The organism is Streptosporangium sp. NPDC006013 (assembly GCF_040614275.1).
Taxonomy (GTDB): Bacteria; Actinomycetota; Actinomycetes; order Streptosporangiales; family Streptosporangiaceae; genus Streptosporangium.
In genome coordinates this window covers 1-13,116 of the sequence record NZ_JBEXUE010000285.1, presented here as the reverse complement: position 1 = coordinate 13,116, position 13,116 = coordinate 1, and the positions used below count along the sequence as shown (strand labels likewise).

Annotated in this window: 9 protein-coding genes; 2 read left to right on the top strand and 7 right to left on the bottom strand. The window is 66.7% G+C overall.

The annotated features are described in order from the left end of the window. Positions 1-156: 156 nt before the first annotated feature. The 5 genes from ABZ260_RS33185 to ABZ260_RS33165 all read right to left on the bottom strand — a co-directional run bounded on the left by ABZ260_RS33185 (position 157) and on the right by ABZ260_RS33165 (position 9,944). Positions 157-1,287, bottom strand: a complete 1,131-nt coding sequence (locus ABZ260_RS33185; protein WP_355625652.1) for a TIGR02679 domain-containing protein — start codon at positions 1,285-1,287, stop codon at positions 157-159. After that, complete coding sequence (locus tag ABZ260_RS33180) at positions 1,284-6,284, bottom strand: SbcC/MukB-like Walker B domain-containing protein (protein ID WP_355625650.1); 5,001 nt, start codon at positions 6,282-6,284, stop codon at positions 1,284-1,286. The genes ABZ260_RS33185 and ABZ260_RS33180 overlap by 4 nt, the downstream gene beginning before the upstream one ends. Beyond that, positions 6,281-7,588: a DUF2398 family protein gene (locus ABZ260_RS33175; RefSeq protein WP_355625648.1), complete on the bottom strand. Its 1,308-nt coding sequence runs from the start codon at positions 7,586-7,588 to the stop codon at positions 6,281-6,283. The genes ABZ260_RS33180 and ABZ260_RS33175 overlap by 4 nt, the downstream gene beginning before the upstream one ends. Further along, positions 7,585-9,306, bottom strand: coding sequence for a DUF2397 family protein (locus ABZ260_RS33170; protein ID WP_355625646.1), 1,722 nt, complete (start codon positions 9,304-9,306; stop codon positions 7,585-7,587). Before ABZ260_RS33170 ends, ABZ260_RS33175 begins: the two co-directional genes overlap by 4 nt. 89 nt (positions 9,307-9,395) lie before the next feature. Beyond that, positions 9,396-9,944, bottom strand: a complete 549-nt coding sequence (locus ABZ260_RS33165) for a site-specific integrase (RefSeq protein WP_355625644.1) — start codon at positions 9,942-9,944, stop codon at positions 9,396-9,398. Between the two features lie 406 nt (positions 9,945-10,350). On the opposite strand from ABZ260_RS33165, the gene ABZ260_RS33160 reads away from it, so the two are divergent. Continuing rightward, positions 10,351-11,085 carry an integrase core domain-containing protein gene (locus ABZ260_RS33160; RefSeq protein WP_355625642.1) on the top strand — a complete coding sequence of 245 codons (735 nt, stop codon included), beginning with the start codon at positions 10,351-10,353 and terminating at the stop codon, positions 11,083-11,085. Between the two features lie 170 nt (positions 11,086-11,255). Here the strand turns inward: ABZ260_RS33160 and ABZ260_RS33155 are convergent, their stop codons facing one another. Continuing rightward, complete coding sequence (locus tag ABZ260_RS33155) at positions 11,256-11,909, bottom strand: phosphotransferase (protein ID WP_355625640.1); 654 nt, start codon at positions 11,907-11,909, stop codon at positions 11,256-11,258. Further along, the gene (locus tag ABZ260_RS33150; RefSeq protein ID WP_355625638.1) at positions 11,900-12,595 is read right to left on the bottom strand and encodes a TetR/AcrR family transcriptional regulator; all 696 of its coding nucleotides are present in this window, start codon (positions 12,593-12,595) and stop codon (positions 11,900-11,902) included. Before ABZ260_RS33150 ends, ABZ260_RS33155 begins: the two co-directional genes overlap by 10 nt. Positions 12,596-12,705: 110 nt before the next feature. On the opposite strand from ABZ260_RS33150, the gene ABZ260_RS33145 reads away from it, so the two are divergent. Next, on the top strand, positions 12,706-13,032 hold the full coding sequence (locus ABZ260_RS33145; RefSeq protein ID WP_355625636.1) for an amidohydrolase family protein: 327 nt from the start codon (positions 12,706-12,708) through the stop codon (positions 13,030-13,032). The last annotated feature ends 84 nt before the right edge of the window (positions 13,033-13,116 follow it).

The following is a 13,116-nucleotide window of genomic DNA, read 5'->3' as shown; positions in this document are numbered from 1 at the left end:
GCTTCCTCCAGGTCCGTATCTGCGGATGCCTGAATCACAGTACTCATCAGGTGTATCTCCTTGATCAGGAGTTACACCGAAAACCGTACAGTCCCGTCGTGACTGCCAAACCGGGAGCCGCGTGTGGGGTGGCACTTGACGGGCTGCCCCGCTGTGTCAACAAAGGTCACGCAGGAGCAGGTCGAGAATGGCGTCGTGCTCCTGAAAGACGGGATGCTCCGGGGTGTCGAGATCCATCGCGATGATTTGTGCGCCGTAGTGTTCGACAACCTGCGCTGCGATCTCATAGCCGCCCCGATCGAGATCACCCGCATAGCGGAGCACGACACCCTGGTCGGTGGCCAGCTGGAGCAGAGCATGGTCGACTCCACGGAGGTGTCCACTCGTGCTGGCGAGGGGAAGTCGCGCACCACGCACCAGGGCCTCCTCCAGAACAGACGGGTTCTCCACCACCGTCAAGGTCTGCGGGGCGAACTTGGGCGGGTACTCGACCAGGTCCAACAGGGTGAGTGCTATAGGTGCGGTCGCATCGCGGAGTCTGCGATCGATGATTCCGTCGCCGATCACCCGCACATTGTGGAGCAGGACGGTGGCGGACAGCCGGTCGGCGATGATCCCCATTTCGGCGAGCAGAGCGCGGACATGGTCGGGTCGTCTCACCGGGGCTCTGTCGGCGAGTTCGGCGACGGCCCAGACCAGGCGGCTGCCATTGAGGGTGTCCAGGTCGAAGTAGTGCGGGTCCCCCGCGCAGTCGTGGGACAGCTTCGGCAGACTGACGGGCGGTCGTGCGGGGAGTCTGGTGACGACGTCGGCTAGGACGGTGAGCAGGCGTCGAACCGGCCCCTCGTCCTCCCCCAGACCGGCCGATCGCATCCGGGCCACCAGACCCGGCAAGTTGGGGAGCTGCTCGGAGGCGTAAGCCCAGAGATCCTGGCGGAGCTCGGCGGCGTCCTTGCGCAGGACCGCTCGGTTGACCACCGGTCGGCCGGTGGCCCGCTCCGCGAGGGTGGACAGTCGTTGGACTGGTACGCCGAGGATGACCAGGAGTTCTCGGAGGGGGATCGTGGTGATCCCGGCGTTGACCACGACGGCTGAGCGGCCTCTGCGCCGCCGGGTGGTCGTGTCAAGCCATCCACGCAGTTCGGCGATGGCCACGGGTGACAGATCGCGCACTCGTAAGGTGGCGATCTCCCCGGGTTCCTCTCCCCTGCTCAGGCGTTCGTGCACGGCGATCCAGAGCGGGGCAAACGCCGGATCGTCAATGATCGGATTGAGACGTCGACTCACGCCCGGCCGCCTTCGGTGAACGTGAGCAAATGGGGTTCGCCCTGCCCCTCCCAAACCCAGGGAACGGTCACCCGCTGACGTCCGGCGGCCACCACCTCGTGCACCACGGCATGGCCGGTCTCATTTTTGATCATGGGAGAGATGGACGGAGTGGTGGCGAGAACATCGAAGTCCCAGGCACGGAGCAAGCCGAGGACTTGACGGAGGTTAGGTTCGTCGAAGGCCGCGTCGATCTCGTCGATCGACAGCAGCCGCGGTCCTCGATACTGCTCGCTGGAGTACATCGACCAGGCGGCGGCCAGAAGCGGCAACATGGTGGCCAGCCGGCGTTCCCCCGTCGATAGGGACTCCAGAGGGTTGGAGCGGGCGGAGACTTTCCGGAAAGCCTCGCCGCTACCGTCGCCGAATGACGAGTGGGTCACGGAGATGTCCCACTCATGCCAGGCCCGGTAGTCGAAGGTATGGGCGACGCGGTCGGGCCAGGGCTCACCGACGGTTTCGTCCATGCGCTGCCGGAGGATGGTGTACATCTGCGCGAAGGTCTCGTCGGACGGCGGCTGGGTAACGAGGTCGATCATGCGCCGGGCGTCTTCGTCCTCTTTCACGTCCCAGTCCACCTGAACGCCCACTTTCGCGACCCCGGTGCGCACATTGAGCAGGGTGAGGCGAATCTGGCGCACGAGTTCGCGCGCGGCCTCTCTGTGAACCTGGATGTCCTGCCGGAGCTTGGTGAACATCCCGGTCTTCAGGGTCTGTTTGACGTCTTCACGCAGGTCGCTTTCCAACTGGTCGATGCTGGAGCGCAGGGATTGAAGGGCCAGGTGCAGATCATCGCCGCGTACGGCGTCGGGCTCGGCGATCACCGCACGCCTCCATTCGGAGTCGTCAACGGTGATCAACATAACCTGGCGGTTAAACCGCGCCAGTTCGCCGCTGACGATCCGGACGCTGTTTTCCAGCGCGGTCAGGGCACGGTTCCGGTTCTGGATCAGGGCGTTCAGCCGTTCGGTGCTGGCCGGGCGATCGGCCAGCAGGCGGCGGGCCCAGGCAAGGCCGGCAGTGAGATTGGCCAGGCGTCCTGCAGAGTCGACCTGGAGGTCCTCGGGTATCTCGGCGAGCCCTTCCTCAGCGAGGCGGCCCAGGCGGCGCAAACAGAGTTCGCGGTTCCGTTCGGCGGATTCGCGCTGGGGAGCTATCCCTTCGAGAGTGTGCTGAGCGGTGAGCGCCTGGTCTCTGGCCTGCTGCCGCTCCTCGCCTACTTTTCTGACCTGCTCTTTCGCTTCCGCGAGCTGTACGGAGAGTTTCTGCCACGTTGCTGTGAGGTCCTGGTAGGCCACCCCGTGCAGCTCGCGCATCTTGTCAACGGTCGCGCGGGCGCGAGCGGCCTCCAGCCGGGAGGCGGTGGCTTCTTTCGCCGCCCGGCTCTGTCCGTCGGCCGTGGTGTTGGCCGTCTGCCGATCTCTGCGTGAGTGCCCGAGAAGGTCCGCGCATCGCTCTGCTGCCGCGACGCAATTGTCGATGCTCCGGGTCAGGAGCCCTATCGCCGCGCTGTGGTTGTCGAGTGCGTTTTGTACGGTGGGCAGCAAGGATCCATCGGGAAGTTTCGCGGCCCTGTTGAGCGTGCGGAGCGCGTCTTGGACGGCCGTACCAGCGGCTTTGTGCTGCTCCACGGCACTGACAGCAGCCGAACGGGCGCGAGTGACGTCCTCGTCGGCGCGTGCCTCCGCCTCCTGGGCTCCGGCCACCTCGGCCACGCGCCCGTCAGGGAAGCTCGCCCTCTCGGCATCGGCTTCGTCCTGTGCCTGTGCGGCCTCCGCCCGCGCGGTCTCGCTCTCGGCAGCACGTCGTGTACTTTCGGCCGCGCGCTCGGCCGTCTCCCGGACCTTGCGCTCCGCGGAGGTCACGACGCTGCTCGTGTGCCGGAGGTCCTGTTCGGCCTTTTCCAGCCGCGTGGTACGCCGCACGGTGTTGGCGGCGATCTCCGCCAGATACTGCTGGAGCTCGAGGGTCGCCTCGTTGGTGCGGCGGGTGGCGTCCGCTTCTGCGGCGGCTAATTGCTCCGTGAGCTCCTTAAGCCGAGTTCGGGCTTCGACCAGCGACCCGGCACCGGGTATCGAGTCGCGTTCGGCGGCGGCGGCGTCGACGTCGAGCTCGTGGGCCCGCAGGTCACGGCGGGCATCGGATTGGCTTGTCTGCAGCTGTGAAAGCCGCCGCTCAAGACTTGCTACGTGCTCGCCTCGTGCTCGTTCGCGGGCGGTCCGGCCGATGAACCCCGCGCGATAGCCCGCAGGGCACAGCGCCGTGAGGACCCCGTTGGTCAGCGCGCCGGACGGCAAGTCTGTTCGATCCGAGTCCATCGGGATCGCACGGAGAACGTCCCAGACCATGTGCTCGGGAAAGGGCGCGGAAGAATCCGGCCGCAGCAGATCGGCGAGCGTCCTCCCGGTGGCGGGTCGAAGCGTGGTGATGACCAGGTCCCCGGCGACCACCTCGCCCGACGGCATGACCAACGCGTCGAGCAGACCGGACACCAACAGCGCACCCTCCAGCCGATCGGCGTCGCCTGGATGCGTTCCTGCGGCGAAGTCGACCAGCGCCCAGAGCGGTGTCCCGTCGTCGGGTCGCCGCCCGCGCCAGCCGGGAGCTGGCGGGACGGGGGCAGCTCGCCGGGCCTCCACGAGCTCGGACTCCAGTGTGTCGATCTCTTCGGTGATCCGCCGTACTCTTTCCCCGGCGGCTATGACCTGGTGCTGCAGGCCGGGTGATGCGGCGGCGTGGGCCGCGTGAGCGCTCAACCGGACCGCCGCGATGTCGATGAGGTCGAGATCCTCGGCCCGTGACAGTGCACCCGTGTCTGGCAGCGCGATCGTCTGGGGATTCAGATAGACCAGCGAATCACGCCAGGCAGCCACGGCATCGACCCAGTCGCGCGTCGACTGAAGAGCGGCCACCAGGCCGTCGGACCGGCGGGTCGCCGCCTCGGACACCCGGGCACTCCCTGCGGCGATCACCTCATCGCACGCACTTCCCGCCACGACCGCCCGCCGTTCGTCCATCTCGGCCTCAGCTTGGATTGTCTCCCTGACGATTTCGAGCTCCTGCCCGGCGTCTACCAAAACCGCCAGGGCCGTCTCATGATCAGCTCGGGCCTCGGCTACGACTTTCTCCGCCTGAACCGCCAGGGCCGCTGCAGTCGCCGCCTCTTGTGTTCGGCCCGCCAGGTCGATGTGCGAGCGGGCCGTGAGGACGGCGGCGGCCAACCAGCCGTTGAGTCCGTCAATAGATAGACACTCGTTCGCCGAATCCTTCTGAGGACCCAGGAACTCGGCCGATGGAACGGCGAGGTGGGTGAGCCCGGCCGACCATGACGCCAGCGCGTCGCGCAACACCGATTCGGCTCCCTGCCGTGTCTCCGAGGCATCATCGGCACGATCACGCGCCTCGTCCTCAGCTTCTTCCGCCCGCCGCCTGGCATCAGCCAGTGTTCGCTCCACGAGTTGAGTGGCCGCGTGGTCTCGGAGCGTGTCCTGCACTCTGCGGACCTGTTCGGTCCGTGCCACGGCCCATGCCAGCGGAGTGCCGCTCAGGAGGGGGAGTTCCTCCACGGCGGGCGGAGCGTCGAGCTTCGACGTGACGAGCAGATCCAAGTGGGTCAGCAGACGTCCGGACACCGCTTCGGCGCCGAGCGATCCCGAGCTGTGCCGCAGGTCCTGGACGAGGCCTTGGAGATGGCGTTGGGCCGCGCGAGCGAGATCTTCCGACTGTTCCGCCTGGTCGCGAGCCGTGGCAGAGGCTGTCTCCGCTTGTGACGCTCTCGTCTCCGCCTCCGTGGCGGCCTGGCGCAACTCGTTCGCCCGCTGCTCCAAGAGCGGCAGCTCCGCGCCGGCGTGGTCACGCAGAGCCGATACCGCAGCGGAAAGTTCGCCATCGAGCGTCGTCTCCCTGCGGCGGGCCGCCTCAAGCCGGGTCTCGGCTGATGCCATGGCCGCTTCGGCGGATTTCAGCTGCTCTGTGGCGGCTTTGGCCAGCCGGGTCTGATCGTCGTACACGTTGTGCGCCGCTGACAGTTCCGCCGCCTGGAGCTGGGCGATAGCGCTGAGATAACGCCCGTAGAGCCGGTGTGTGCCGTCCAGCAGCTGCGATTCCGTACGTGCGCGGCCGAGTTGGGTCTCCAGTTCGGCGATGCGCTCCATCGCCTCGGCGATCAGCTTGAGCTGGTCGGGGTCTAGGGCGGGCAGCGCGTCGGTGAGGACCTCGCGCATGCGGGTCGGTGAGATCGCCTCGGCGGTACGGACGCTTCGGAGGCTGCGTACCACCGCCATGAGGGCGTCGAACTGGACCTCGTCCAGCGGTGAGAACAGGCGGACCCGGACCGCGTTTCGGTAGTCACGTTCGTCGCCGACAGCGGATAGGACGCTGGTCGCCTGCGGGCGTAGAGACGCTGAGGAGGTGAACAACTCACCTCCGAGCTCGACGAGTTGCTGGGAGAGATCGGAGACTCGCACCGGCTCCCGATCGCGCTGGAGGATCAGCTCGGCGCCGACTCGCCCCGGCGCCATGAAGAACGCGCGCTGCAGTTCACTGCTGGTTGACCTGAGCCACAGTCCTGTCGTGAGAAATACCGTCTCTCCCGTGGAGGCATCCCGGAGCCCGTACTCCAGCCACCACGCACCGGTCCGATCCTCTCGCTCGCTCCGGTCGGTGTGACGGCTGGTCAGGGTTCCGCTTGCCTTCCCCGAAACCGAGAGGGCGGTCTGCGAGCTGTCCGCGTCGAGAAGGACGGTGACGAGCATCGACGCGGTCAAGGATTTCCCGGAGCCGTTGGGCCCGGCCAGTGCGAGCCATCCGTTGCCGAAGAAGAACGTCTCCTCCGCCCAGGCCCAGGAGTTCACCACGCCGGCACGTGTGGGCTGCCACCTTCCCTCAACGCCCGGCTCCCCGAGAGACAGGTTTTCCAAGGCGCTCAGGCTGTGGGCGCGGTGATCGGAGCCGGTCATGACGTAGACCCATCGTCGAGATCGAGAAGCGGCAGTTGTTCCTGATCGGCGTCCGTCCTGGCCTTCTTCCCTTGGCCATGGCGGACTCGGACGCGCCACAGATGTACTCCGGGTGTGGCGTGCCAGGTATCCGGCTGGTCAGGATCGCTGCGAAGCAATCCGACTGCAACCAACTCGGTTGCCGCAGCCTGAACGAGCGCGGGCAACCTGCCCTCATAGGCGGCCGCCCAGCGTGGCAGAGCCGTGCGTGCCTCTTCCAGGATCTTGATCGCGTCGTGCAGGACCAGTGTCCGGATCGGGTTCTCGCGCCGGGAAAGCATGGCCAGAAGCGCGAGCGCGGCCTGCCGCTCGGTCTTACGGCCGTTGGGAAAATCGGTGTTCGTGCCGATTGCCGTGGGGTCGGTGACCTCCCACCAGTCCCGCCGAACCGTGGTGTGGAAGCCGAGTGAATCCATCACGTTCAGGGCCCGCTCGCGTCCAGTGAGCGTGTGTAGATAGGCCAAGCCTGCGGTGAGGTCGTCCATCGGATCGGTCGCCGGGTCGTCGGCCAGTCTACGAATCAGCCGAAGCCGCCGATCCTCTAGGCTCGGTGGCTCTTGCGGGGTGACCGGCTCCGCCTGTTCGGGCAGCGAACCCGATGATAGAGCGGCGGCATGCCGGTCGGGGGGCAACTCGCCGAGACCGAGCAATATCGGCGACAGCGAGGAGAACTTGATCGCCAACCGGTCTCGGGACGCGCTGACCACCAGATCGCTGGAGTCGTCGGCCGCCGTCCGGTCGAGATCCGCATCGACGGTGATCGTTCCTTCGGCGACCAGGAGCTTGAGCGCGTCCACCAGCGTTTGCCGATTCTGGCGTGCGTGCCGCTTACCGATTCCGTCTGGGGCAACCACCTGGAAGTGGGGGAGGGTTCCCTCGGCGGCTTCGGCGGCGCAGACCTGCGCGACTGCCTGGAGAAGCTCCTGAAGACTCATCCGCGAACGGCGCCACAACTGCTCACAGATCAGGGCGACGCACACGAGCACTTCTCGTGGAGCCAACGGCCCCTTACCTCGTTCGCGTACCAGAAAGGGCCCACGGTCGGCGGGGACGTCGACCCGGCGTTTGTGTAACCGGACGAGTTCGGCCACCTCGTTGACTTCCACGATCCAGCCGAGCTCATCGCGGAAGAAAGCCGTGAGCTCCTGGCGGCCCCGAACGGCGGCACGATAACGTTCCTGATCGATTTCGGCCCGGATTCGTATGGTCGCGATCAGAGCGCGAGCCGCGTCGCGCAAATCCGGTTCGAGAAGGGGCCCGCTCATCCGACGTGCCGGTCCTGCTTGGTGGTTTCCACAGACCGACCAGATTTGGCGGAGGTGATGGACAACCTCAGTCTCGGTCCCGTCAGACGGCCCTCGGCGAATTCGACCGTAATGACGTTGCCGTTCCGATCTGCGGTCTCCATTTTCACCCTCACCAGCACACCCGCCTCGTCCGCTTGCACAACACCGACGTCCGCGCCGCCCACGATCTGTGCGAGTGCGATTTCGACCGCACGCAAAAGCACGGTCGCCGCCTCGGAACTCAGGCCATGGAAGTGGTCGAGCCCGACCTCGCCATTGGTGATCAGCAGTTTCGCCAGACGGCTTCGGCGCAGTGCCTCCGCAGCCGCCGCTTCCAAGGCTGCGGCCCGGCTGGTGGACGTGTCGGGGACTTTCCGCGGCCGTCCACTGGTTCGGCCTTGCCGCTCGTGTTCGCGCAAGGTCACCTCGACTTGGTGACGGCTGGCGCCCCCTAGCGCGTCGGTTCCGTGAGCGACGTCCTCGCCGCCGGTCCCGATCACCGCGTGCCAAGCCGGCCAGTCGCCGAATGCGGCGGCGTAGACGCGACGGGCGTCCACGTCACTGGGCTGCCGGTGCAGGCTCTGTGCCAGGGCGTGGAAGTCCATGCCAATGTCAGAGCCCCTACGGCGGGCCGAATGTCGGCGATCGATGGCCACCAGGAGTGTGTAGACCGCCGCCGTCGCCGAGTCGATCAACCGATGGACCGTTCCGTCGACGGCGAACCAGGCCTCCAGGTCGGCCAGGCGTCGCACTCGTTCATCGACCCAGTTCTGCCGGTCTCGAATGTCGACGAGCCCGGCGCAGGTGACGGCCGCCTCGGCGACCTGCCGATGACCAACTGACCGTAGTTCCGCCAGAGCGGCCTCCACCCGCCGGAGCGCTCGCCCGTACTCGCGGGGAAACTGGCGGAGCGCCTCGATGACCCGGTCTCGGTTGTCGCCGAACACGTCGTCGTCGGTGACATCGGACTGCACCATCTGGGCGACTGCGGAATAGAAATCGGCGGTGACCCGCTGCAGTTCGTCGATTCGTGTCCGTACGTCATCGAGATCCATCGGAAGGATGCCGACTTTGCTCTCGGTCTTGAGGTGATCCAAGATCCCGCGAATAGTCAACTCGACACTGTCGAGCAGGCGGCTGGGTAACTGCAGGGCTCGCCGTGCATCGACTACCGCCGTCCGGACAGCCGCCACGACAGCGCGCCCCTTTCGGGTCAGCGCCCATGCCTCCTGCCGGACGATCACGCCTTGGTAGTTCCGGACTGGTGCCGTGAAGTCGCGAAACGGCTCAACGAGCTCTCGCTTCGCGAGCTTGTCCAATGCGTCGCGCAACTCCAATTCCGGAAGTGGGTCGTGATAGCCGACGTCCCGCATCCGAGCGGCGATTTCATCCAGGCTCGACATCGGTCCGCGAGTCGACAATTCCTCTAAGGATGCCAGAAGAGCTGTGTATCGCTCCCGAGCGAGGTCATCGGGAAGGGCGAACACGCTCCAGTCGGCGGCGATGACGGACTGCCACCACCTTCGAGACTGGTCCAAATTTCCTCCCGAACGGACATCGGCATCACTGGCCCCGCTGCCAGTGTGACTGACTGATGTCCAAGACGCCGGGAATTCGCGTGAAAGCCCGAAAAGCTTACTCGGCAGATCGGGGGCATTCTTAAGTGTGTGAGCTGGTGTCCATCGCAGGTCTAGCATGATCAATTCGGAAGCTCGTAGACCGAATTGAGTTGACTTGCCACTTTTAGCCCATGCATCCAGTTCTGGGGTAGATGTGTTGTAGTAAATTACGAACAGTCGCTGTCTGGATGAATCTCGAACACCGTTTCGGCTGCTTCCATGACGGGCTGGACGGAGTCGAGGATGAGCCCCCGCTGGGCCGGCGTCTGTGATCCGGCATACCCAGCTGTCGTTTGGTAGGACTCGTGGCCGGCTACCAGTTGCATCACGCCGGGCGCGACGCCGCCGTCCCGGAGCATTGTGATCATCGTGTGTCGCAGCGCCTTTGGCGTGATGTGCTTGGACAGACCGCGTTGGCGGGCGAGGGTGAGGGCGGGCTGCAGGATGGCGTTGCGCTGGTTGCCGTAGTCGATGTAGCCGCCTGCTGTCCCCTGGAGGAGCGGTTCGTCGGGCCGCTTGCCCTGAGCACGCAGGATCAACAGGGTGGCCAACTGCGCGCTGATCGGGACCTGGCGATGCTTCTTGCTCTTCGGGTACGGCTTGAGTTGCCATTCCTTGCGCCCGGTCTTCTCGTTCAGCAGCAGTGCCCACACCTGTACGACGTGGATGATCCTGTAGGGCTCAAGAACTCGATTCACTTCCAGCGCAGAGCCCATCGTCCGGTGGGGCGGACGGGTTGAGAGTTGCCCAGCGGCTGGTTCGGGTCGCCTGGGATCATCTTTTGTGATCTTGTCCGCGGTGTACGCCGTCGCCCGGCGTCTGCTGTCTTTGCCCGCCCTGCTGTTACGGAGCGACGCATCCAAGGAGGCGGAGCTGCTGGTGCTTCGGCATCAGAACGCGGTCCTGCGCCGCCAGGTCCCACGCGTGCGGTACGAACCAGCCGACCGCCTGTGGTTCGCGACGCTCTCGCACCTGATACCCCGCCCCCAATGAGAGAAGATCTTCCCGGCCACCCTGCTGGCCTGGCATCGCAAACTCGTGACGAGGAAGTGGGACTACAGCAGGCATCGCCGTCCCGGGCGCCCGCCCACCGCGGCTGCGGTCAAGGTCCTCATCCTACGCATGGCCGCGGAGAACCCGAGATGGGGTCACCGGCGCATTCATGGTGAGCTGACCCGCCTCGGCCACAAGATCGCCGCTTCTACCGTCTGGAACGTCATGAACCGGGCCGGGATCGATCCCGCCCCGCGCCGCGATGGCCCGACGTGGAAGCAGTTCTTGACCGCCCAGGCCGAGCACATCGTCGCGGTCGACTTCCTGCACGTGGACACCGTCCACCTCAAACGCCTCTATGCCCTGGTCATGCTCGAACACGGCAGCCGCCGTACTCACCCGCTCGGCGTCATCCCAAACCCCACAGGCCAATGGGCCGCCCAAGCCGCCCGCAACTTCCTTATGGACTCCGGCATCGACTCCACGAATCTGAAGTTCCTGATCCGTGATCGTGCGGGCCAATTCACCGGTTCCTTCGACGCGGTGTTCGCCGACGCTGGCCTCCGGGTCCTCACAAGCCCACCGCAGGCCCCGAAAGCGAACGCACACTGCGAAAGGATCATCGGCACCCTACGCCGCGAAGTCCTCGACCGCATGCTCATCCTCAACCAGAAACATCTACGCCGGACACTCACCCGCTACCTACAGCACTACAACACGGCCCGACCTCACCGCAGTATCGGACAACTGTCCCCATCGCAAGCCGAAACCGGACCGCCAACCCCGATCGAACTGGCCAACCACCGAGTCCATCGCAGAGCCATCCTCGGCGGCCTCATCAACGAGTACCAGATCGCCAGCTGAGACCCCCGTGAACCGGCAGGTCAGGCATCGAATCCCATTATTGAGCCCCACAAGCGAGCAACCACTCGAGGTCAACTTCTCGGCGGAAGGCCAAGGAGAACCGAGAAATCCCAGGTCGGATGGGGTATGACTGAGTAGGGCGGGTGGGACTTGAACCCACGACCCACGGATCACGAGTCCGCCGGTCGCAGGGCGCGGAGTCGCGCCGCCTCGGTCGCGGTGACGGTCGGGTCCGCCAGGCGCGCCGTGACGACCTCGGCGGTACGCGACGCCGGATCGGTACGGCATTCCCGCTGGAACGCCCGCAGCAGGGCACGCCTGCGAAGCCGGGCGGCGAATCCCGAGACGTCACTGCTCCCCACCAGCACGAGGGTCTGGGCCACGTCCGCCGCGGGATCCCCGGCGGCGGCGTTGCACCAGTCGATGACACTCGGTCCGCGGTCGGTGAGGATGACGTTGGCCGGGTGGAGATCCAGGTGCAGCACCCGGTGGTCCGGGTCGCCGGCGAACCGGCGCGGGAGCCAGTCGGGCGCGGTGACCGCGTGCAACGTGTCGTGCAGCTCGCCGAGCAGCCGGCCGTACGCCGTCGTCCGCCAGGGCCGCCGCCGCAGGTCCTCCAGCATCGTCGGCCCGTGCAGCCGTTGGAGCACCAGATCGGTGTCGGTGACGTCGTGCACCCGCGGAACCGGGTATCCCTGAGCCGAGAGGTAGGTCATCAGGCGCGCCTCCTGGTGGGTCGGCCCATCCTGGCGGTACCGGCGCAGCACCCGATCGTCGCCGAGCGCGTACACGTCCGCGGTCCTGCCCCTGGCGATCAGCTCCACGGCCGTTTCCCGTCATCACCGGATTCCCGGACGATGGAGTCGAGCAGGAGCCCGAGCGCGGTCTCGAACAGCTCGTCCGGATCGACCTTGGGGAGATGGTCGCGGATCGCGTGGATGTGGGGGTGGGAGTCAGGGTCGGCCGCGCGGTAGGCAAGGCTCGCCCCGGCGATCTCGGCCGCCCTGGTCTCGGGGGCGAGGCTGTGGAAGGCGGCCTCCCCGCCCGACCACAGGAGCGCGAAGTCGGCGACGACCCGGTAGAGCATCGCCGCCCGGGTGCCGTCGAAACCGGCGCCGATCAGTGCGCCGATCATGGTGTCCGCCGCGCGCATCTCCGCGGTTCCCCTGGTCGTGCGCGGCCCGGACAGGGCCGCGGCCGCGGGGTGGGCGAGGTAGGTCGCGCGGATCCTGCGGCAGAGCTCGGCGAGGGTGTCCGCCCAGTACGGGGCCGCGGTGAAACCCTCGAACGCCTCCTGCAGCAGCCGGTCGGCGACGGCGAGCAGCAGGTCGTCACGGCCGTTGAAGTGCCGGTAGACGGCGGTCTGGTCGGCGCCGAGCGCCCTGCCCAGCCGGGGCATGCTGAAGGCGGCCGCCCCGTCCTCGTCGAGCAGGCGCAGCGCCGTGCTCACGATGAGGTCGGGGGTGAGTGCCCCGCGGGGCAGGCGGGGACGTCGCTGAGGATTGCTCACCGGGTCATCATCTCAGGTCGCCTCCGCGTCCGGCTGGAATTCAAAGCCATGGACCAAACTATAGTCCAAGGCATTGACATCACTGTGCCCCGGGTGTTTGCTCAGGGGCCATGAACGAGAAGCCGGCGGACCTGGTTCTCATCGACGGCCCGGTCTTCACCGCCGATGCCGTCAGGTCGTGGACCGACGCGGTCGCCGTACGCCAGGGACGGATCGTGGCGCTGGGAGCGCCGGCCGTCAGGGAGCTGATCGGCCGCACCACCGAGGTGGTCGACCTGGCGGGCACCCTGATGATCCCCGGATTCGTGGACGCCCACGCGCACCCGGTCTTCGGGGGCCTGGGACGTGCCAGGTGCGACCTGCTCGGGGGAGAGGGGGAGCCGGCCGCCCCGGCTTCGGCGGGCGCGGCCGAAACGCTGGCCCGTGTCGCCGCCTGACCGCCGAGGAGCTGTGCTCGCCGGGTTACTGGGTGGACCAGGTGCGCGGCGCGGTCCGCTTCGCCGACGCCGTTCGTATCCTGC

Coding starts and splice junctions, on each gene's coding strand:
- ABZ260_RS33180 (WP_355625650.1), bottom strand. CDS start 6,284: ATGACCGGCTCCGATCACCGCGCCCACAGCCTGAGCGCCTTGGAAAAC.
- ABZ260_RS33175 (WP_355625648.1), bottom strand. CDS start 7,588: ATGAGCGGGCCCCTTCTCGAACCGGATTTGCGCGACGCGGCTCGCGCT.
- ABZ260_RS33170 (WP_355625646.1), bottom strand. CDS start 9,306: ATGCTAGACCTGCGATGGACACCAGCTCACACACTTAAGAATGCCCCC.
- ABZ260_RS33165 (WP_355625644.1), bottom strand. CDS start 9,944: ATGGGCTCTGCGCTGGAAGTGAATCGAGTTCTTGAGCCCTACAGGATC.
- ABZ260_RS33160 (WP_355625642.1), top strand. CDS start 10,351: ATGGCCGCGGAGAACCCGAGATGGGGTCACCGGCGCATTCATGGTGAG.
- ABZ260_RS33145 (WP_355625636.1), top strand. CDS start 12,706: ATGAACGAGAAGCCGGCGGACCTGGTTCTCATCGACGGCCCGGTCTTC.